At 33.8% G+C, this 21,906-nt stretch carries 20 protein-coding genes; 10 read left to right on the top strand and 10 right to left on the bottom strand.

The genetic code is table 11. From position 1 onward, the window contains the following. Positions 1–5: 5 nt before the first annotated feature. A complete protein-coding gene (locus SHI72_RS02860) occupies positions 6–611 on the bottom strand; it encodes a trimeric intracellular cation channel family protein (protein ID WP_039111163.1) in 606 nt (201 codons plus the stop codon). Between the two features lie 178 nt (positions 612–789). Between SHI72_RS02860 and SHI72_RS02855 the strand changes: the two genes are divergently transcribed. From SHI72_RS02855 to nudK, 6 genes are all read left to right on the top strand, one after another. Beyond that, positions 790–1,587, top strand: coding sequence for a TrmH family RNA methyltransferase (locus SHI72_RS02855; protein WP_039119935.1), 798 nt, complete (start codon positions 790–792; stop codon positions 1,585–1,587). A gap of 10 nt (positions 1,588–1,597) precedes the next feature. Then, entirely contained in the window at positions 1,598–3,142 is a 1,545-nt protein-coding gene (locus tag SHI72_RS02850) for a serine hydrolase (protein ID WP_323488987.1), read from the top strand. A 220-nt stretch (positions 3,143–3,362) separates the two neighbouring features. Then, positions 3,363–5,585: a RelA/SpoT family protein gene (locus SHI72_RS02845; protein WP_039111166.1), complete on the top strand. Its 2,223-nt coding sequence runs from the start codon at positions 3,363–3,365 to the stop codon at positions 5,583–5,585. 92 nt (positions 5,586–5,677) lie between these two features. Beyond that, positions 5,678–6,133, top strand: coding sequence for a Fur family transcriptional regulator (locus SHI72_RS02840; protein ID WP_035618963.1), 456 nt, complete (start codon positions 5,678–5,680; stop codon positions 6,131–6,133). A 106-nt stretch (positions 6,134–6,239) separates the two neighbouring features. Continuing rightward, positions 6,240–7,511, top strand: coding sequence for an adenylosuccinate synthase (locus SHI72_RS02835; protein ID WP_323488986.1), 1,272 nt, complete (start codon positions 6,240–6,242; stop codon positions 7,509–7,511). A gap of 57 nt (positions 7,512–7,568) precedes the next feature. After that, a complete protein-coding gene (nudK, locus tag SHI72_RS02830) occupies positions 7,569–8,150 on the top strand; it encodes a GDP-mannose pyrophosphatase NudK (RefSeq protein ID WP_039111168.1) in 582 nt (193 codons plus the stop codon). A 10-nt stretch (positions 8,151–8,160) separates the two neighbouring features. Here the strand turns inward: nudK and SHI72_RS02825 are convergent, their stop codons facing one another. From SHI72_RS02825 to SHI72_RS02790, 8 genes are read right to left on the bottom strand one after another with little or no spacing between them, the layout of a single operon-like run. Then, positions 8,161–8,880 (bottom strand): sulfite exporter TauE/SafE family protein, encoded by a 720-nt coding sequence (locus SHI72_RS02825; protein ID WP_052259328.1) that lies wholly within the window; start codon positions 8,878–8,880, stop codon positions 8,161–8,163. A 5-nt stretch (positions 8,881–8,885) separates the two neighbouring features. Continuing rightward, positions 8,886–9,962 carry a hydrogenase formation protein HypD gene (gene hypD, locus SHI72_RS02820; protein WP_039111169.1) on the bottom strand — a complete coding sequence of 359 codons (1,077 nt, stop codon included), beginning with the start codon at positions 9,960–9,962 and terminating at the stop codon, positions 8,886–8,888. Between the two features lies 1 nt (position 9,963). Then, on the bottom strand, positions 9,964–10,590 hold the full coding sequence (locus tag SHI72_RS02815) for an FKBP-type peptidyl-prolyl cis-trans isomerase (RefSeq protein WP_052250167.1): 627 nt from the start codon (positions 10,588–10,590) through the stop codon (positions 9,964–9,966). A 3-nt stretch (positions 10,591–10,593) separates the two neighbouring features. After that, positions 10,594–12,867, bottom strand: a complete 2,274-nt coding sequence (gene hypF, locus SHI72_RS02810; protein ID WP_323488985.1) for a carbamoyltransferase HypF — start codon at positions 12,865–12,867, stop codon at positions 10,594–10,596. Between the two features lie 3 nt (positions 12,868–12,870). Then, on the bottom strand, positions 12,871–13,386 hold the full coding sequence (locus SHI72_RS02805) for a HyaD/HybD family hydrogenase maturation endopeptidase (RefSeq protein WP_240474642.1): 516 nt from the start codon (positions 13,384–13,386) through the stop codon (positions 12,871–12,873). A gap of 8 nt (positions 13,387–13,394) precedes the next feature. Continuing rightward, entirely contained in the window at positions 13,395–14,162 is a 768-nt protein-coding gene (cybH, locus tag SHI72_RS02800; RefSeq protein WP_323488984.1) for a Ni/Fe-hydrogenase, b-type cytochrome subunit, read from the bottom strand. Between the two features lie 15 nt (positions 14,163–14,177). Beyond that, positions 14,178–15,914, bottom strand: a complete 1,737-nt coding sequence (locus SHI72_RS02795; RefSeq protein WP_323488983.1) for a nickel-dependent hydrogenase large subunit — start codon at positions 15,912–15,914, stop codon at positions 14,178–14,180. 18 nt (positions 15,915–15,932) lie between these two features. Next, on the bottom strand, positions 15,933–17,060 hold the full coding sequence (locus tag SHI72_RS02790) for a hydrogenase small subunit (protein WP_039111172.1): 1,128 nt from the start codon (positions 17,058–17,060) through the stop codon (positions 15,933–15,935). Positions 17,061–17,256: 196 nt separating this feature from the next. Between SHI72_RS02790 and SHI72_RS02785 the strand changes: the two genes are divergently transcribed. Genes SHI72_RS02785 through hypE form a run of 4 tightly spaced genes read left to right on the top strand, consistent with a single transcriptional unit; the run spans position 17,257 to position 19,735 of the window. Continuing rightward, positions 17,257–17,598: a hydrogenase maturation nickel metallochaperone HypA gene (locus tag SHI72_RS02785; protein ID WP_039111173.1), complete on the top strand. Its 342-nt coding sequence runs from the start codon at positions 17,257–17,259 to the stop codon at positions 17,596–17,598. A gap of 6 nt (positions 17,599–17,604) precedes the next feature. Further along, on the top strand, positions 17,605–18,468 hold the full coding sequence (hypB, locus tag SHI72_RS02780) for a hydrogenase nickel incorporation protein HypB (protein WP_086894105.1): 864 nt from the start codon (positions 17,605–17,607) through the stop codon (positions 18,466–18,468). A gap of 4 nt (positions 18,469–18,472) precedes the next feature. Next, complete coding sequence (locus SHI72_RS02775) at positions 18,473–18,709, top strand: HypC/HybG/HupF family hydrogenase formation chaperone (protein WP_323488982.1); 237 nt, start codon at positions 18,473–18,475, stop codon at positions 18,707–18,709. Positions 18,710–18,718: 9 nt separating this feature from the next. After that, a complete protein-coding gene (gene hypE / locus SHI72_RS02770) occupies positions 18,719–19,735 on the top strand; it encodes a hydrogenase expression/formation protein HypE (protein ID WP_323488981.1) in 1,017 nt (338 codons plus the stop codon). Between the two features lie 579 nt (positions 19,736–20,314). On the opposite strand, the gene guaB is transcribed toward hypE, so the two are convergent. Further along, on the bottom strand, positions 20,315–21,787 hold the full coding sequence (guaB, locus tag SHI72_RS02765) for an IMP dehydrogenase (RefSeq protein ID WP_039111178.1): 1,473 nt from the start codon (positions 21,785–21,787) through the stop codon (positions 20,315–20,317). Between the last annotated feature and the right edge of the window lie 119 nt (positions 21,788–21,906).

The following is a 21,906-nucleotide window of genomic DNA, read 5'->3' as shown; positions in this document are numbered from 1 at the left end:
ATCATTTAGCGTTTATGCTCTAAAGCTGGCAAATACCATTTATACTTTACAGCCATTAATCGAACGATAATAATAACAACGCAAGTTACGAGGTACAAAATATCATCATTGAGATTCAATTTTTTCAATGCAAAAAAAACAATTCCGCCCAAAATACAAATGGTGGCATAAATTTCTCTTCTGAAAATCACTGGAATCTCATTGCACAAAATATCTCGAGTTACACCCCCAAAACATGCTGTCATAGTACCTAGTGCAATACAAATTATAGGGTGTAAACCTGTAATTATTCCTCTTTCCAAACCTATTAACGTAAAAACTCCTAAGCCAATAGTATCAAATAAAAACAATGATGTTCTTAGTTTATCAAACTTTTTTCTGAAAATAACAGATAAAATAAATCCTAAAATAATAACATACACATACTTTAAATCAAGCATCCAACCCACAGGTGTTCTCCCAATTAAGACATCACGCACTGTTCCCCCACCTACTGCAGTAACAAAGGCAATTATAAAAACCCCAAACGGATCCAATCTTTTATTCATTGCCGTCAACGCGCCAGACATTGCAAATGCCATTGTCCCAATGATATCTAATAAGCTAAACATTTATATGCTTTTAAAATGAAATGAAATTCTAGTATTCTGACAAAAATAAAGAAATCCCCATTATAAATAGGTGCTAACCCCAATTAATAAATTGTAGCCATTTTGAAAAAATAGTATTGAATTTAAAATTTAAAAAATCTTATTACCTTAGCCACTTACAAACTCAGCACTTTTTCCCTTGAAACAAATTACTTCGATACAAAACCCATTTATAAAATCATTAGTGTTATTGCAAGAAAAAGCAAAAGCACGTAAACAAACCGGAACGTTTTTAATTGAAGGAAAACGCGAGATTTCATTGGCCATAAAAGGCGGTTATGAGATAGAAACGATTTTGTTTTTACCCGAATTAATTTCTGAAAATGAAATCAATAAATTAACTGGTAAACAAGTTAATTTAATCGAAATCAATAAAGAAGTTTATCAAAAGCTAGCTTATCGAGACACAACCGAAGGTGTTTTGGCTATAGCCAAAACCAAATCGTTGCAATTATCTGATTTAAAGTTATCTGATAATCCGTTAATTCTTGTTGCCGAAGCTCCGGAAAAACCAGGAAACATTGGAGCATTATTACGTACTGCCGATGCAGCAAATTTGAATGCAGTCATTATCGCCAACCCAAAAAGTGATTTATACAACCCAAACATTGTTCGCTCAAGTGTAGGTTGCTTATTTACCAACCAGATTGCAACGGGAACAACTTCTGAAATTATTACTTTTTTAAAAGAAAATAAAATCAATTTTTACTGTGCTACATTACAAAACTCAACTTCATATCACACACAGGATTTCACTACTCCAACCGCTTTGGTTGTTGGTACTGAAGCCACTGGACTAACACAGGAATGGAGAGATGCAGCGACACAAAATATCATTATTCCGATGGAAGGTGAAATAGACAGCATGAATGTTTCGGTTGCAGCAGCCATATTAATTTTTGAAGCAAAAAGACAACGAGGTTTTAATCAATTATAAAATTTAAAGTATGAACTATAAATTATCACTTTTAACACTATTATTCGGTTTTACGGTTTCTGCACAAATCACCAATCAAGAAGTTGATGCACTGGTAGAAAATACTCTAAAAACATTTAACGTTCCTGGAATTGCTGTTGCTATTATTAAAGATGGAAAAATCGTTCAGGCTCAAGGTTATGGTGTAAAATCTATCATAACAAAAGAAAAAGTTGATGCAAATACCCTTTTCGGAATTGCGTCTAACAGTAAAGCTTTTACAAGTGCTGCCCTTGCAATGTTAGTTGATGAAGGAAAGATAAAATGGGATGATAAAGTGATAAAATATCTTCCAAATTTTAAGATGTACAATGAATACGTGACGCAAGAATTTACGATTCGTGATTTATTAACTCACCGTAGCGGGCTTGGTCTTGGAGCAGGAGATTTAATGATTTGGCCTGACGGTAGTGACTTTACTGCACAAGATATTACCCAAAACTTACAGTATTTAAAACCTGTTTCAGGCTTTAGAACCAAATACGATTATGACAATTTATTGTATATCGTTGCCGGCGAAATTGTGCATGTAGTAAGCGGAAAAAGCTGGTGCGATTTTATTGAAGAACGCATCATGAAACCATTAGAAATGAATCATAGTGCAGCTTCATTTTTGCGTTTAAAAGACTCCACAAATATTATTGCTCCACACGTACCTATTGACGGAAAATTAAAAGTGATTAGCAGATATAAAAATCAACTTTTTGATGCAGCTGCTGGTATTTATTCAAGCGTAAATGACTTGAGCAAATGGGCAATTATGCAAATGAATAACGGTAAATATGGATCTGACAATAAACAATTATTTTCAGAAAAAGAACATGACGAGATGTGGCAATTGCAAACTATTATTCCTGCAAGAACCAGAGCCCCATACAATACTCATTTTAGCGGATATGGTTTAGGCTGGTTCCTTAGCGATGTAAAAGGATACAAACAGGTTACTCATACTGGTGGATTAGAGGGCATTGTAACTCAGGTAACTTTAATTCCCGAGCTACAATTAGGAATTATCGTCTTAACAAATCAGCAATCTGGTGCAGCATTTACTGCAATTACAAATACTATAAAAGACAGCTATTTAGGCATTAAATCTGAAGATTATGTTGCATTATACAGCAGCAAAATGAAAGCAAATGAAGAAACAGCAGACAAAGTAACCGATGAAGTTTGGGCTGTTGTTGCTAAAAATAAAAAAGATAAACTAAAAACTGATTTTACCAAAATTACTGGAACTTACAAAGACAATTGGTTTGGAGAAGTTACCATTACAGAAAAAAAAGGAAAGGTATATTTTGCTTCAAAACGTTCTCCACAATTAGTAGGTGAAGCATTCTTTTATAAAGATGGAAATTATGTAGTAAAATGGGATAATGCCTATTTTCATGCAGACGCACACCTTTTCTTTAAATATGATTCTAACGGAAAAGCTACTAATTTAAAAATGCAAGCAATCTCAGAATTAACTGATTTTAGTTACGATTTTCAAGACTTAGACTTTATTAAAATTCCGTAAATTTTATAGGTTCAGAGGAACAAAGGTATAAAGGAGCAAAGGGGAAAAACTTTGCAGAATTTGGCGTCTCTTTCTGAAACTTTGAAATAATCATTTTTTTAGATAAAATCGTCAATCTCTCCTTCTAAAATCTAAAGTCAGAAATCTAAAATCAATACCCCATTCCCTTGTGTATATTGAAACTTATTCTTATTTTTAGGGAATTGAACCAGGCGAATATATGATAGAGATAGATATTGAAAAAGAGAATAAAGCAATTGCACAGGAATACAAAGAATTACTTCGAATTAGTTATCAGACTTTAAGTCCTACAGATAAAAAACTAATCCGAAAGGCTTTTGATGTTGCTGTTGATGCTCATAAAGAACAACGACGAAAATCAGGCGAGGCATATATCTTCCATCCTATTGCTGTTGCAAAAATTGTAGCTTCCGAAATTGGTTTGGGAGCCACCTCGATTGCTGCTGCCTTATTGCATGATGTTGTCGAAGATACTCCACTGACTGTTCAGGACATTGAGCGTTTATTTAATCCTAAAGTTGCACAACTTGTAGAGGGATTAACTAAAATTTCGATGGTTCAAAGGGATTTAAATGCATCAATGCAAGCGGAAAACTTCCGCAAGATGATCCTTACCTTAAATGATGATGTTCGTGTTATTTTGATAAAATTAGCCGACCGTTTGCATAATATGCAGACTATGGATTCGATGGCTGAATACAAACAAACCAAAATTGCATCCGAAACATTATACATTTATGCTCCACTTGCACATCGATTGGGATTGTACAACATTAAAACTAAACTTGAAGATTTAGGATTAAAATATACTGAACCTGAAGTTTACAATGATATTGTAAGCAAAATTCGCGAAACCAAAGAAGAACAAGATGCTTATATCAAAGATATTTCTGATGTTCTTAAAAAATCTATGGACGAAGAAGGAATCGATTATATTATAAAAGGTCGTCCGAAATCTATTTATTCTATTCGAAGAAAAATGCGTGCGCAAAACGTAAGCTTCGACGAAGTTTATGACAAGTTTGCACTTCGAATCGTCTATAAATCCAACCCTCATGACGAGAAATTTCTTGCCTGGAAAATATATTCTATCGTAACAGATCATTACAGACCAAGCCCTAGCCGATTACGCGACTGGATTTCATCACCAAAATCTACTGGATACGAAGCTTTGCACATAACAGTAATGGGACCAAAAGGACGCTGGGTCGAAGTACAAGTTCGAAGCGAACGTATGGATGAAATTGCAGAAAAAGGATATGCAGCACATTACAAATATAAAAACGGAGCCACCGAAGAAAGTGGTCTGGATGTTTGGCTAAACTTACTTCGTGAAGCTTTAGAAAATTCCGAAACCAATGCGGTAGATTTTGTTGAGGATTTTAAAATGAATTTATATTCAAAAGAAATCTTTGTATTTACTCCAAAAGGAGAAATTAAATCATTGCCAAAAGGTGCAACCTCATTAGATTTTGCTTTTAGTATTCACTCCGAAATAGGAATAAAAACTCGTGGAACTCGTGTTAACGGACGATTAGTTCCTCTTAACTACGAATTAAAAAGTGGTGATCAGGTAGAAGTTATTACTTCTCAAAACCAAAAGCCAACCGTCAACTGGCTGGATTATGTTACCACATCCCGAGCTAAAAATAAAATTAAAAACGTTTTAAACGAAAACACCAAAAAGATTGCCGAAGAAGGAAAAGAATTACTTACTCGCAAACTTAAACACTTAAAAATTACGATTAGCGAACAAGTTATAAACGAGTTGGTTAACTTCTTTAAACTTAAAACGAGTTTAGATTTATTTTACAGAGTTGGTGTTGGCGCAATCGAAAATCAACAATTAAAAGACTATGCTGCCCAAAAAGGTAACACGTTTATTAATTTCTTCAAAAACAAAATAAAACGTAATAACAGCAATACAGCTGATACTGATATTCATAAACCTGAAATCAGCAGTAATTATGATATGTTGGTTTTTGGAACTGAGCACGATAAACTAGATTATAAATTATCTCCATGCTGTAACCCAATTCCTGGAGATGATGTTTTTGGATTTGTAACGATAAACGAAGGGATAAAAGTTCATAAGAAAGACTGTCCAAACGCTATTGGAATGCAATCCAACTATGCGTATCGTATAATGACTGCTAAATGGATTGATTCATCTCAAGAAGAATTTAAAGCCATCATCAATATTACAGGAATGGATGTTTTAGGACTTACAAACCAATTAACAAAAGTGATCTCCAACAATATGAACGTGAACATTCAAAGCATCTCTTTGAGTACCGATGCAGGAATTTTTCATGGTCAGATTGCAGTAATCGTACGAAATAATTCTATACTAAAGAAAATGATTAATAATATCAAAAAAATTGATGGTGTAGATAAAGTAACCAGAGAATATAGAACATAAGTGTCTGAATTTTCACGATTAAACATTTGAACGTGAAACTTTAAACAGGAAACTTTTATTCATTTAAAAATAATAAATTATCTTTGCAGGATATGACACTCATTTCAACTGACAACAACAAAAATCAAGAAATTGTAAAAAATGTTTTTACATTATATCTTGAACAAAAAGGGCATCGTAAAACACCTGAGCGCTACGCAATACTTCAGGAAATATACGATAGTGAAGAACATTTTGATATTGAAAACTTGTATATCAAAATGAAAAACAAAAATTATCGTGTAAGTAGAGCCACTTTATATAATACAATCGAATTATTATTAGATTGTGCTTTGGTTCGTAAACATCAATTTGGGCAAAATCAAGCCTACTACGAAAAATCGTATTTTGACAAGCAACACGATCATATCATTATGACTGATTCTGGTGAGGTAATCGAATTTTGCGACCCTAGAATTCAGACCATAAAAAAAACAATCGAAGAAATATTTGATATCGAAATCACGAATCATTCCTTATATTTTTACGGAAACAAAAAACAGAAATAGACAATCGTTAAAAAAGATTGTTCTCGAAAATATTTAAATAAAAATAGATAACAAATTAATCTGAGCAGGCGGTAAAAACTGCCTCGACATTAAAATTAAAAACAGAATGACCGTAGATTTATTACTAGGATTACAATGGGGAGATGAAGGTAAAGGGAAAATTGTAGACGTTCTTACCTCTAATTATGACATTATTGCTCGTTTTCAAGGTGGACCAAATGCAGGACATACTTTAGAATTCGACGGAATAAAACACGTTTTAAGAACAATTCCATCAGGGATTTTTCATGAAAAGTCTATTAACATTATTGGTAATGGAGTTGTAATTGACCCAGTGGTTTTCCAAAAAGAAATTGAAGGTCTAGAGAAATTTAATTTAGACATCAAAAGCAAATTAATTATATCTAGAAAAGCACACTTAATTTTACCAACACACCGTTTACTTGATGCAGCTTCTGAAGCATCAAAAGGAAAAGCAAAAATTGGTTCTACATTAAAAGGAATTGGTCCAACTTACATGGACAAAACTGGTAGAAACGGTTTACGTGTTGGTGATATCGAATTAGAAGATTTTACAGAGCGTTACAGAGCATTGGCAGACAAGCATGAAGCCATGATTGCTTTTTATGATGTTGCTATTCAATACAACTTAGCAGAACTTGAAAAAGAATTCTTTGAAGCTATCGAAGAACTAAAAAAATTAGATTTTATTGATAGTGAAGAATATATGTACCAAGCTCAAAAAGCTGGTAAATCTATTTTATGCGAAGGTGCTCAGGGATCTTTACTTGATGTAGATTTTGGAACATATCCATTTGTTACCTCATCTAATACTACTGCTGCAGGAGCTTGTACTGGTTTAGGTATTGCGCCAAACAAAATTAAAGAAGTTTACGGTATTTTTAAAGCATACGTTACTCGTGTAGGTAGCGGTCCTTTCCCAACTGAGCTTTTTGACGAAGTTGGAGCTACAATGGCAAAAATCGGAAACGAATTTGGATCTGTTACAGGAAGACAAAGACGTTGTGGATGGTTAGACTTAGTAGCTTTAAAATATGCTGTTCAAGTAAATGGTGTTACACAATTAATGATGATGAAAGGTGACGTACTTTCTGGATTCGAAACTTTAAAAGTGTGTACTGAATACAACTACAAAGGACAAAACATTTCTCATTTCCCTTATAATATAGAGCCAGAAAATGTAACTCCTGTTTACAAAGAGTTTAAAGGATGGCAAGCTGATTTAACTGGAATGACAACTTATGATCAATTACCAATTGAATTAAAAGAATATATCGAATTTATCGAGAAAGAAGTCGAAGTGCCTATCAAGATTGTTTCTGTAGGTCCAGACAGAAAACAAACGATACTTAAATAAAAACATTAAACGCTCTGAAATCCAGGGCGTTTTTTTTGCCAAAAAAATATTTTACACATGAGCAATCCTAAAATAAATATAACTGAGACTAAATTATTATCTGATAATTGGTATGTATTAAACAAAGTAACGTTTGATTATCAAAAGAATAACGGAAAGCAGGAAATCCATTCTCGAGAAGTATATGACAGAGGGAATGGCGCAGCAATATTACTTTATAATTCTGAAAAGAAAACTGTAGTCCTTACAAGACAGTTTCGCATGCCAACTTATCTTAACGGAAATGAATCTGGAATGATGATTGAGGTTTGTGCTGGACTTTTAGACAAAGACAATCCTAAAGAATGTATCATCCGTGAAACGGAAGAAGAAACCGGATATCGATTAAAGAATGTAGATAAAGTAATCGAAACCTATATGTCACCAGGATCGGTAACCGAAATTCTATATTTGTTTACAGGAGAATATGACGAAAGCATGAAAGTTAGTGAAGGCGGAGGACTGGATATCGAAAATGAAAATATCGAAGTACTAGAAATGACTTTTGACGAAGCTTATAATATGATTGCAACTGGAGAAATAAAAGATGCCAAAACAATTTTATTATTGCAACACGCCAAGATAAAAGGATTAATTTAATATTTGCTCCTTATGCAAAAAAGTTTTCATACACTACTTTAAATCCATAAGCAATACAAAGCAGCGAGGAAATTATAATTAATACATATTGTAGTTTTTGAGATTTGAGTACATTTTTAGCAAAAGGAATACTGAACAATCCAGAGGCTAAAAACATCCCGAAAATTGAACCCAATCCAAAAACTAAGATATACATTAATCCTTCTAAAACCGTTTTCATCTGAGAGATTACTAATACGACCAAAGCGCCACTACCCGCCAATCCGTGAATTAATCCTACACCAAATGCTGCCCGATATCCCTTAGATTCATCTGGATGTTCATGCTCAAACAAATCTATGGGATGAGAATGGGTATATGTATGAGAATGCAAATGGGTGTGAGTAACGCCATTACTATGGGTATGTTCATGTGAGTGCGTGTAGGTATGAGTATGGGTATTTTTTTTAAATAACTTAAACAAACGAAAAACACCTAGTATAATCAACATTAAACCAACAGTTCCTTCAAGATAACTAAAAACACTCTCCTTTATAATTACCTTAAAACCAATCATAACAACACCTATCACAAAAATGGTAAGGGTATGTCCTATTCCCCAATACATCCCATCTTTGGCAGCTTTCTTTATATTTTTTCTATTAGTTACTAAACTATTAACAGCCAATAAATGATCCATTTCAAGAGCATGTTCTAATCCGGCATAAAGTGTTATTATTATTCCAATCATAACAACTACAAATAATTATAATATGCAGCACAAGCCCCTTCGGAAGAAACCATTGGTGCTCCTAATGGATTAGACGGTTTGCATTTTTTCCCAAATTCGGGGCATTGGTTTGGTTTTTTAGTTCCTCTTAAAATTTCTCCTGCAATACAATTTTGGTCAGTCTTTTTATTACTACTGTTAATCGAAAATCGAGAATTAGCATCATATTTTCTATAGTTTTCTCTCATCACCAATCCACTATTTTCGATTACGCCAATACTTCTCCACTCTTGATCTCCAATTGTAAAAACAGTGTCTACAACCTCTTTAGCTTTTACATTCCCTTCTTCTTTTACTAGTCGGGTATATTGATTCTCAACTTCAAATTTTCCTTCTTCTAATTGTAGTACAGCATGATAAATAGCCCGAAGCAAATCGGCAGGTTCAAATCCAGAAATTACAATCGGAATTTTATATTTTGCAGAAATGGGATAATATTCTTCCAGCCCTACTATTGTACATACATGTCCGGCTCCCAAAAAAGCATCAATAGTACAAAACTCATCAGATAAAATAGTCTCCATAGCAGGCGGAACAAGTACATGCGAGACTAATAAACTAAAATTATCCAAGTCTAATTTTTGAGCATGAATTACTGCTAAAGCAATACTTGGAGCTGTCGTTTCAAATCCTACTGCAAAAAATACAATTTCCCTATCAGGGTTTTGTGCAGCTATATTTACCGCCTCCAGTGGGGAATATAGAATACGTAAATCTCCCCCTTCTGCCTTAGCTTGCAACAGACTTTGAGAAGAACCTGGTACTCGGGTCATATCCCCAAATGAACACAAAATTACATCTTGCTTCATCAATTCTATTGCCTTATCTATTAAAGAAATTGGAGTTACACATACAGGGCAACCAGGCCCATGAATCATTCTTATGTTTGAAGGCAATAAATCCAACAAACCGTTTTTTACTAATGAATGCGTTTGTCCACCACAAATTTCCATTATATTCCAAGGCTTTGTGGTTATTTTATGCAATTCGGTAATATACTGTTTTACCAATTCAGGATTTCTATACTCTGAGAGATACTTCATGTCAAACAATATTTAAAAGTTCAATTATAAAAACTAAGGTTGAATTGGGCTGAATCATCGGAGGTGCTCCAATTTCGGCGTATGCCAAATGATGTGGGATATAAACTTTCCAGCGAGAGCCTTCTGGCATTAATTGCAATGCTTCTTGCCAACCTTGTATAGTCTGCAATAATTTAATTTTCTGCGCACCAGTTTCTTTAGTCGAATCAAAAACATTCTTATTCAGCAAATAGCCTTCATAAATAACATTTACAGTATCTGTTCTTTTAGGAATACTTCCATTTCCTTCAACTAAAACTTCGTATTGCAATCCACTTGAAAGCGAAATTATTCCTGCCTTTTTAGAATTTTTATCCAAAAATTCTTTTCCAATTTCTGCATTCGTAATCTTCAATTCTTCTTGTAAAAGTGCTACATAATTATTAAAGATCTCGATAGATCGTTTAGGAGAAATCTTCGAACTTGCTTTTCCAAATACAGATTGCATTCCGTCTACAAAATCTTCGTATTTTATTTCGTCAAAACCTATATCTTTTAGACTTAATGCCATCACCACTCCCGCAGAATAAGAGATTTTATCTTTCTCTTCTGTTTTACCAACATGCCCTAATAATTCTAAAATATCCATGATTTATTTTTTTATATGTAAATAGTAATTGAGTTGTCCAAATGAAATATTTTCGTCATTGGGAGAAACTATTTTATGAAAATGAAGTTTATATTTTGGTTTTAAATGATCAACAATCAAATCTATAAGTACTGAGTTTTGGAAAACTCCTCCGCTAAATGCTAATTCTTTTGCTTTTGAAAATTTTGCAACTTTTTCAATACATTTCACCAAAGTATAATGAAAATTAAGAGCGATAATTTCTAGATCAACATTCTTTTTACGAGCTGTAATAATTTGCAGTAAAATTCTTCTTACAGGAACCAGGTTGGTAATTATTTCATTTTTTAAATAATCTTCTAATCCTAAAACAGGTTTGTTATATCCTCTTTGGGCCAAATTTTCAAGATATAAACCTGCTTCTCCTTCAAATGATATATTATCCAGAAAGCCTAAAGTAAAGGCAACAGCATCGAATAATCTCCCCATAGAAGATGTTTTTATTTTTGCGAGCCCTATCTCATTTTTATAAATTTTCAATTCGTTTTCATCAAAAAAATTTCGTAAAAAAGTATTATTCCCACTTATAGAAAATGCAGCAATTTTTGGATTTTTTGACATTTTATCTCCCATAATCCATGGGTAATATTCTAAATGACCAACTCTTTTAATCTTATTAGCATTGTAGCGTAGAAACTCTCCTCCATAAATTTCATTTTCATTTCCAAAACCCATTCCGTCCCAAATAACACCTAAAATATTCTTTCTCCCCCATAGCTTTTTCTCTCCTAAAATTGCTGTAAAATGAGCTTCATGATGCTGAACTTTCAGAATTTCTTTTTGATTTTTCGCATCTGTAAAATCACTAATAATTTGACTGTTATGATAATTTGGATGTTTATCACAAATGATAACCTCTGGCAAGAAATCAAAAATTTGCAGATACTTTTTTATTTTTTTATCAAATCGTTCATAAGCATCATAATTACTTAAATCTCCATTATATTCGCTAACATAACATTGATTGTTAGGACTAATAGTAATAGTATTTTTCAAATCTCCGCCTAAGCAAACTATTTTTTGATTGGTATCATTACAAAAATCTGTTTTAAAATTTGGAGCAAAACCTCTGGATCGTCTCAGGATTATTTTTACTTTGTTCTTTTCCGAAAATTTAATTACACTATCATCTTGAGGATGTTCTATCTCTAAATTATGATGGAGAAAAAAATCTGCAATAGGTTTTAAAATAGTCGTAGCCTCTTTTTCGTTTGTGCAAATTGGTGCCCCGTGAAAATTACCACTAGTAGCTATTAAAGGAGCATTAAAAACAAATGAAATTAATTGCAAAATGCCTGAATTAGGAAGCAGCGCTCCAATTGTTCTCATTTCTGGAGCAATTTCACCTACTGCCAGATTGCTTTGATCTTTTAAATTTAAAATAACAATAGGTGCTTCAACAGATTTTAATTGTTTCTCTTCTATTTTATTACAATTCAAATTAGCAACAACCTGACTGAAATTTGGAAATAAAACTGCAAAAGGTTTTTTTAAACGTCTTTTCCGACTTCTTAATTCCATTATAGCCTCTGAGTTCCTACCATCGCATAGTAATAAATATCCCGAAATATTTTTTACAGCTATAATTTTCCCTTTTTTTAATTCATCTGAAATACGTTTGAAAATTTGCAAATTTGTACCTATAATTTTCTGATTTTCTTTATCAGTAAAAGAAAGTTGAACCCCGCAATCGGGACATGAACTTGTTTGCGAATGAAAACGAATATCTTTGGGATTACGATATTCTTCAGAACATGCTTGGCACATTCGGAATTCATTCATGCTCGTATTTTCTCTTTCAAAAGGGAATTTCCTGGTGATAGCGTAACGAGGACCACATTGTGTACAAGTAGTAAAAGGGTAAAAATAACGTTTGTTCTCAGAATCTATAACCTCATCTTTACAACTTTCGCAAATTGCAAAATCTGGTGTTAAAGGTAAATTTGCCGAAATATTTTCTGCTGTTGGTTTTATATAAAAAATTTCAAATTTTTCTTTTGTAGTAAATTCTGAAACCTTAATCGCTGTTATTTTAGCATTCTTAGGATATTTTTTTTTAATCGTTTTGTGAAATTCAAATACTCTTTCGGGCTCTCCACTTGCTATTATAATCACTCCCAATTCATTATTTGAAACATAACCAGTCAGTCCAAATTCAGTAGCTAAATTATAAACAAAAGGGCGGAAACCAACACCTTGTACACGTCCAGAAATGATTATTTGAAAAGAATGATTCAAGGTTTAGTTTTTATTAAAATTTTCAATTAATTGAATAATTTTTTCTGTTACTTCTTTTATCGCACCATCGACTTTTGGAGAAAGCTCCATAAGCATTGGTTCCATTTTAGAAATCGTAATTGTGTACAAATAAATTTCGGGCATCGTATCAAGCATAGTCAAAATTTCGACCATGTCCTTTAATCCAAAATTATGACCACTTAAAGAAATCGGAAAATCATTAGAAAATCTGGGTGTTAAGAGTGTAATAGTCCCTTCTTCTTTTCCATCCATTGTTGCATCTACAATAATTACTTTTTTATGGTTCTCAATGCATGGAATTAATGTAAATCCTCCTGTTCCTCCATCAATAAAAGAGATATTTTCGGGGAAATCGGTCTTCTCAATCCTGTTAATAAAATGTACTCCAACACCCTCATCCCCCATTAAATAATTACCAATACCAAGTACTAAAATTTCATTTCCATTAGAGTGAAACTCATCATATTTATATGGCATATTGACTTTTTCTGTAATCATCTTTGCTTTTATATTTTTTTATTTTCTTCTTGATTTCCAGTATTTATCACAACTTCTTTTACATCGTTGGCAATTTCATCTTTTCTAACCCTTTCGGTTCGTACAAATTTATATCCACTTACCATAGCCGATGTCTCACCTAATCCTTCCAACCAATCATGAAAGAATACCAAATAAACATGAACGATTGCAAACAAGATAAAAGCCCAGGTAGTAATATGATGAATAGTCCTAACATTAAAATCTCCTCCTAACAAGTTTACTACCCAACCAAACATCTTTGGTAAAAACCAGGTCGATGTCGGAGCATACATTGCAAACCCTGTCGCTATCATAACAAGTCCCATAAAAAACATAACCAAATAAGAAGCTGCAGCGACACTATTATGACCTACAGCTCCTGTAGGAGAATTATTTGTTTCTTCATTTTGCAAAAAAATATCGTATTTAATAACGTGCCACATCCTTTTAAATCCTTCTTTCTTAAAAGGAAGAAATACACGCCAATTAGCGTATTTATTCCCTTTGAAAGCAAAATAAACCCTCAAAATCATCACTGCTACCAATAGATAGGCACATATAAAATGGATTTCACGAACGTAGCCAAACCAAAATTGTTCTGTAGCTTCTTTGCTGGAGATAATTCCGGGCGGATTTGCAATAATAAATCCTGTTGCGACTAATCCTGTAATAGCCCAAGCATTTACCCAATGAAAAATACGCACGGGTAATTGCCATATATAAGCTCTTTTATAATCGTTGGTTTTTGTTGGCATGCTTTACAATTTAAATTAAGAATTACAAATTGTGATATCGTTTACTTCTTTAATAATGTCTCCATTTTCATCGTATAAATGAACTGCACAAGCGATACAAGGATCAAATGAATGTATCGTTCTAATGATTTCTAATGGTAATTCTGGATTTGCAACTGGTGTATTTAGCAAACTACTTTCGTAAGGAGATCGTTGCCCTTTTGGATCTCTGGGAGAAGCGTTCCATGTCGATGGAACTACTTGTTGATAATTAGCCACTTTTGCATCTTTTATAACAATCCAATGGCTCAAAGCGCCTCGTGGTGCTTCGACAATACCTACTCCTTTAGCCTCTTTTGGCCAGGTAGATGTTTCCCATTTTTCTGTATTTGCGATATTGGTATCTCCTTTTTTAATATTCTCAATTAAAGTATCAAAAAATTCCAGATTCCAGTTTGCCACTAATTTTGATTCTAAAGCCCTAGCAGCAGTTCTTCCTAAAGTCGAGAATAGTGCTGCGGCTGGAACTTGCAATTTTGATAATGTAGAATCAATAGTCTCTTTAAATTCTTCTCTTCCGGACGCATATCCAACTAACATTCTAGCAAGCGGACCTACTTCCATCGCATGACCTTTCCATCTTGGTGTTTTGATAAAACTGTATTTTTCATCAACATTCAAATGTGTATAAGGTGGTTTAGGACCTGTGTAATTTATTTTGGTTTCTCCGCTCCACGGTTGTCTTCCTAAATTACCATCTCCTTCATAATCATACCAGGAATTATTTACATACTCTTCTACTGTTTTTAAATCTCTTAAATCTAAGTCATGAAGTTTAGATAAATCTTTATTCAAAATAACTCCCGACGGGAATTTAAAATTAATATCGTTTGTATTATTATGCCCCTGCATTGGAAATTCTCTAGAAGACATAAAATTATGAAACCCTCCAATAGCCCCCCAGTCTTTATAGTATCCTGCAATGGCAAGAACATCTGGAACATATACTTGTTCTACAAATTGTTTTCCTTCTTCTAAAAGTTGTCTTACGTGGGCAAGTCTTTCGGCATTTAATCCACTTGCATCATCAAGGTTAATAGAGCAAGCCATTCCTCCAACTAAAAAATTGGGGTGTGGATTTTTACCGCCAAAAATAGCATGCACTTTCACAATTTCTTTTTGCCACTCTAAGGCTTCCAAATAATGTGCAGTTGCCATTAAATTAACTTCGGGTGGTAGTTTCATTTGTGGATGTCCCCAATAACCATTAGCAAAAATTCCTAATTGACCACTCTCTACAAATTTTTTCAATCTTTTTTGTAAATCCGAAAAATAACCTGGTGAACTTTTTGGCCAATTTGAAATAGATTGTGCTATATGAGAAGTTTTTACAGGATCTGCATTCAAGCCACTTATTACATCTACCCAATCAAATGCGTGGAGATGATAAAAATGAACTACGTGATCATGTAAGTATAAAGCTCCTAGCATAATATTACGAACCATTTCTGCATTTGGAGGAACTACAATTCCAAGTGCATCTTCGACAGCCCGTATTGATGCGGTAGCATGGGAAGCTGTACAAACCCCACAAGTACGTTGTACAAAAGCCCAAACGTCTTTTGGATTCCTGTCTTTTACAATGTTTTCAAGACCTCTAACCATAGTCGAAGATAAAAAAGCTTCTTGTATAGTTCCATCCGAAATTTCTACTTCGGCTCTAAGATGTCCTTCTATTCTAGTAATTGGGTCTACCACTATTCTCTCTGCCATTCTTTATTTTTTTATAGATTATAAATCGTCTAAGTGTTTTTCGTTTTCAGTTGCCTGATTAATTCTTTGATTTAGCTCTTTTCGTTTTGATACATTAGAGAGGATGGCATGAACCCCAATACCTGCAGCAACTCCACCAAGGGCAATTTTACCTATTGTATCGGCATTTGCTTCTATATCTCCCGCTGATACAGAAGAGTCCCTTGAATAAAAACTTCCTGCGTCCCAGAAATCTTTGGCACTACAGCCTAAACAGCCATGTCCGGATTGAATTGGGTAGCTTACCCCTCCATTCCATTTCATATTACCGCAAGCATTGTAGGTACTAGGTCCTTTACAACCAACTTTGTATAAGCAATATCCTTTTTTTGCATTCTCATCATCAAAATTTTCGACAAATAACCCTGCATCAAAATAAGGTCGGCGATAACAACTATCATGGACTCTTTTAGAATAAAATGCTTTTGGTCTACCTGCATTATCTAGTTCTGGTAATTTCCCAAAAGCAACAATATGCACAATAATACCAGCCATTACCTCTCCTATAGGAGGGCATCCCGGAACATTGATAATTGGTTTGTCGGTAATGATTTTGTTTATAGGTACTGCTCCTGTAGGATTCGGTTTTGCTGCTTGTACACAACCAGATGTTGCACAACTTCCCCAAGCAATTATCGCTTTTGCCCCTGCAGCAGATTCTTTTAGTATATCAACAGCGCTACGGCCTCCTATACAACAATAATTTCCGTCGGCACCAAGAGGTATAGAGCCTTCAACACAAAGAATGTATTCTCCTTTGTATTTATTCATTGTTGCTTGTTTAGCTGCTTCGGCTTGATGCCCAGAAGCAGCCATTAGTGTTAGCGTATAATCTAATGATATTTTGTCTAAAATAATATCGGCAACAATAGGATGATCCGAACGAATAAACGACTCACTACAACAGGTACATTCCTGAAAATGTTCCCAAATAACAGGTAATCTGGGTGTCCTTTCTAATGCTTTTGTGATTTGTCCTATTGCAGAACTTTCTACACCCATATAAGCCCCTATATATGCTACAAATTTTAAAAAATCTCTCCTACTATAACCTTGTCTTTCGATACTATTATAATAGGTCTCATTCTTTTTGACTTTATCCTCCATCCTTAAGTTAGTTTTTAAAACACTTCATGGCCTATTTGATTTAGAATACTCAACATTGCAGACCAATAGTTTCATTAAATATCAATACTTCAAATTTTATTTTATTTTTCCTACAATTTTATGATAATTATCATGTTCTGAAAGGTTTAATAAACTTAAATTGACCCCTAAATTTTGTCCTAAAAGCAAACTCAATATGCATGAACTTTCTATTGTTTCCTCTATTGTAAAAACTGCTCATCAAGAAGTAGAGAAAATAAAAGGAAAAAAGGTCTTAGAAATTTATCTCGAAATAGGAAAATTATCTGGCGTCGAGATGGATTCTTTTCATTTCGTATGGCCATTGTGCACTAATAACAGTGTGCTGGATGGTTCCAAATTATTTGTTGAAGAACCTGTCGGGAGGGCAAAATGTGCAGAATGTAATCACACCTTTATTATCAAAAAAATATTTGATTCCTGCCCCAATTGCAACAGTCCTTTTAAAGAAATTTTAGAAGGGAAAGAACTAAAAATTAAAAAATTAATTATAAAATAGAAAATTATGTGTACCACCTGCGGATGTAGCTCTGATGAGAATGAAATAAGATATACTAAAATGGGCGAAAAACAGAATCATTCTAACAATAGTAATTTTCATCATCACCATCATGATAATGAACTACAACATGATCATGAACATGACCACGAACATACTCATGACCATAATCATAACCACAGCCATCATCATAGTCATAGTCATGATCATAGTCACGAGATAAGTGTGATACAATTAGAAAAAGATATTTTACATAAAAACCAATTAACTGCCGAGAGAAACAGAGGTTTCTTTGAAGCTTTAAATATTTTCTCAATCAACTTGGTGAGTTCTCCCGGATCAGGAAAAACATCATTACTGGAACGAACAATTACTGATTTAAAAAGTAAAATAACTTTTTCAGTTATCGAAGGGGATCAACAAACCACAAATGATGCTGACAGGATTCACAAACTTAATGTGCCTGTAATTCAAATAAATACTGGAAAAGGATGTCATCTTGATAGCGAAATGATCTCAAGAGCTGTTAAAGAATTGAAACCTAAACAAGATTCGATTATGATGATTGAAAATGTTGGAAATCTAGTTTGTCCAGCGATGTTTGATTTAGGAGAATCTAAACGTATTGTAATTATATCTGTGACCGAAGGTGAGGACAAACCCTTAAAATATCCTGATATGTTCTATGGTTCGCAAATATGCATTATCAATAAAATAGATTTATTACCATATTTAAAATTTGATTTAGAAAAATTAAAAGAATATGCCAGAAAAGTAAATCCTCAATTAGAATTCTTTGAAGTTTCGGCCACATCTGGAGAAGGGTTAGAAGCATGGTATACCTATTTAACTCAATCAATAAACCAATAATAGTATGTGTTTAGCAGTCCCTGGTCAACTTAAAAAAGTAACAATGCAACTCGATGAAACTTTTAGAATTGGAAACGTTTCATTTGAAGGAATTATTAAAGAAGTCAATCTAACGCTTGTTCCCGAAGCAAAAGAAGGCGATTATGTTTTAGTACATGTTGGTGCTGCTATAGGTATTATAGACGAAGAAGAAGCCAAACGTACTATGGCAATTTTAAAGGAAATGGGGGAAGAAATTTAAATTCTAAAAATGAATAATTCTAAAAATTCAGAAGCAATTTATCTACATCACGGAAGCGGTGGAGAACACATGACGCAATTATTAAATGATGTTATTTTAAAGATTTTAAAAAACGATATTTTAGATGTTCGACATGATGGTGCCTTTATAAATTTACAAGGAAATTTAGCCTTTTCTACCGATAGTTATGTTATTTCTCCCATTTTCTTTAAAGGAGGAAACATTGGAGAGCTTGCTGTAAACGGAACCGTAAATGACCTCTCTATGTGTGGAGCAATTCCTAAATATCTCTCTTTATCATTAATAATTGAAGAAGGTTTTAATTTAGACGAATTTACCCAGATTATTAAATCTATAAAATCGGCTGCCGACAAAGCTGGTGTTTTTATTGTTACCGGAGACACTAAAGTAGTCGAAAGAGGAAAAGGAGATAAAATTTACATCAATACTTCTGGAGTTGGAATTGTACATGAAAAAGCAAATATAAAAATTGGGAATATTCTTAAAAACGATGCTATACTTATAAATGGTCCTATAGCATCACACGGAATGGCAATCATGTCTGAACGAGAAGGTCTTCAGTTTGACAGTGATATATTGAGTGACACCACAAACTTAAACGAAATTACACTTGAATTAATAGAAAAATATGGTGCTAAAATTCATTTTCTAAGAGATGCAACACGTGGAGGTCTAGCATCGGTATTACACGAAATTGTAACTGAATGCAATTTTGGAGTGAATCTTTATGATGAAAATATAAAAGTAGAAAATCAAGTAAATAGTGCCTGTGAATTACTGGGTTTAGATCCCTTGTATGTTGCCAATGAAGGCATATTTGTGTGTATTGTTGATGCTGAAATTAAAGACGGAGCTTTAGCAATTTTACAAAAAACGAATCCTCATGCTTCTTGCATAGGTTTTATAACCGAGGACCATCCTTTAAAAATTATCACTGAGAGTGCATTTGGCGGTAAAAGGGTTTTATCTCCATTAATTGGGGAACAATTACCTAGAATTTGTTAATACCTAGATTAAGATATAATAGTTGCTTTTTTAAAATAAAAGAGGTCAATCCTAAAACCTGTAGAGTAGCCGTCATCAACTTGTCTTTCTGACCCAGAAAGAATCTTAGTCAGAAGCTAGCGCTTGTGCAATGTCATTAAGCTAGGGAAACAATTGTAATACTTTACCAAATAAATCTCTCACAAAGATGCAATCCTAAGGCTTCGGGAGCAAAGGTTTGTCTTTTCGACTGAGGAGAAATTTCCGCGAGAAACTCTACAAAGATTGGATTCTCATTGCGGAGTTACTTATTGAGATTTCTCCTCCGTCGAGATGACAATATTATGTTTAATCTTTACTTCTTTTAAAAAAAATAACTCAAAAACTTAACTTAATGACATTGAAAACTCGTGTCTTCCTGCGTCAGAAAGACACCATTGTGGATGTTTTGCAGTAAAATAATTCTTTGTAAAGCTCTTTAATTTTCTTTACGAAAATGATAAACAATGATTTATTTATTTTTTAATAAAAACCATCAAACGCAAAAAAGGCATAAGAAACTAAATCTTATGCCTTTTGTTTTATATAGAAATCTCTTGATTATCTTGAGTAATTTGGAGCTTCTTTAGTAATTGTAACGTTGTGAGGATGACTCTCTGTGATTCCGCTAGAAGTGATTCTAACAAAACGTCCTGACTCTTGTAATGTCGGAATATCTTTTGAACCGCAATATCCCATTCCTGCACGAAGTCCTCCAATAAACTGAAGCATACTTTCGTTTAATTCTCCTTTGTAAGGAACACGACCTACAATTCCTTCTGGAACTAGTTTCTTAACATCATCTTCAACATCTTGAAAATATCGATCTTTTGATCCCGTTTGCATAGCTTCAACAGAACCCATTCCGCGGTAAGATTTGAATTTTCTTCCTTCGAAGATAATCGTTTCACCTGGAGATTCTTTTGTTCCTGCTAGTAATGAACCTAACATTACACAATCGGCTCCAGCAGCAATAGCCTTAGGAATATCTCCTGTATAACGTATTCCTCCATCGGCAATTACTGGTACACCAGATCCTTTTATTGCTGCAGCAACTTCTAATACTGCCGAGAATTGAGGGAATCCAACTCCTGCTACGATACGTGTTGTACAGATTGAACCAGGTCCGATTCCTACTTTTACACCATCGGCACCATTTTCTACTAAATATTTAGCAGCTTCTGGAGTTGCAATGTTTCCAACAATTACATCTATTTGTGGGAATTTTGATTTTACTTCTTTTAAGGTATTTACAACACCTTCTGTATGTCCGTGAGCGGTATCAATGATAATGGCATCTACTCCTGCAGCAACTAATGCTTCTGCTCTTTGAACTGCATCACCAGTAACTCCAATTGCGGCAGCTACTCTTAAACGACCAAAAACATCTTTATTAGCAATTGGTTTTTGTGTAAGTTTAGTAATATCTCTAAAAGTAATTAATCCAACTAGTTCATAGTTTGCATTAACAACTGGTAATTTTTCTATTTTATGACCTTGTAAAACTACTTCGGCTTGTTCTAGTGAAGTTCCTTCGGCTACAGTTACCAAGTTTTGACTTGTCATAACTTCAACAATTGGTCTTGTTCCATTTTTTTCGAAACGTAAGTCACGGTTGGTAACAATTCCTTTAAGGATTCTGTTTTCGTCAACGATTGGGATTCCACCAATTCCGAATTCTTTCATTGCCATTTTAGCATCTGCAATTGTAGAACTTAATGGTAATGTAACTGGATCGATAATCATTCCTGACTCTGCACGCTTTACTTTACGTACTTTGGCAGCTTGTTGCTCGATGGTCATGTTTTTATGCAAAACACCAATTCCACCTTCTTGCGCCATAGCAATTGCCATTGAACTTTCGGTAACGGTATCCATAGCAGCAGATACGATTGGAACGTTTAGCGTTATGTTTCGAGAAAATTTTGATTGGATACTCACTTCGCGAGGAAGCACATTCGAGTAGTTAGGTACTAATAATACATCGTCGTAAGTTAAACCTTCGCCGATAATCTTGGAGTTGTGTGCTATCATGGTGCAATTTCTAGTTGAATTGCGTGCAAATATAGTGAATAAATTGAAAACTTTTACATTATACTATTCAGAAATTTTTAGTCCCGACGCTTCGGGATAAATTCCTATAGTTAATCTCT

Source organism: Flavobacterium sp. PL02, from assembly GCF_035013205.1.
Taxonomy (GTDB): Bacteria; Bacteroidota; Bacteroidia; order Flavobacteriales; family Flavobacteriaceae; genus Flavobacterium.
The sequence above is the reverse complement of the archived record's forward strand: the minus strand, read 5'-3'. Positions and strand labels throughout refer to the sequence as shown.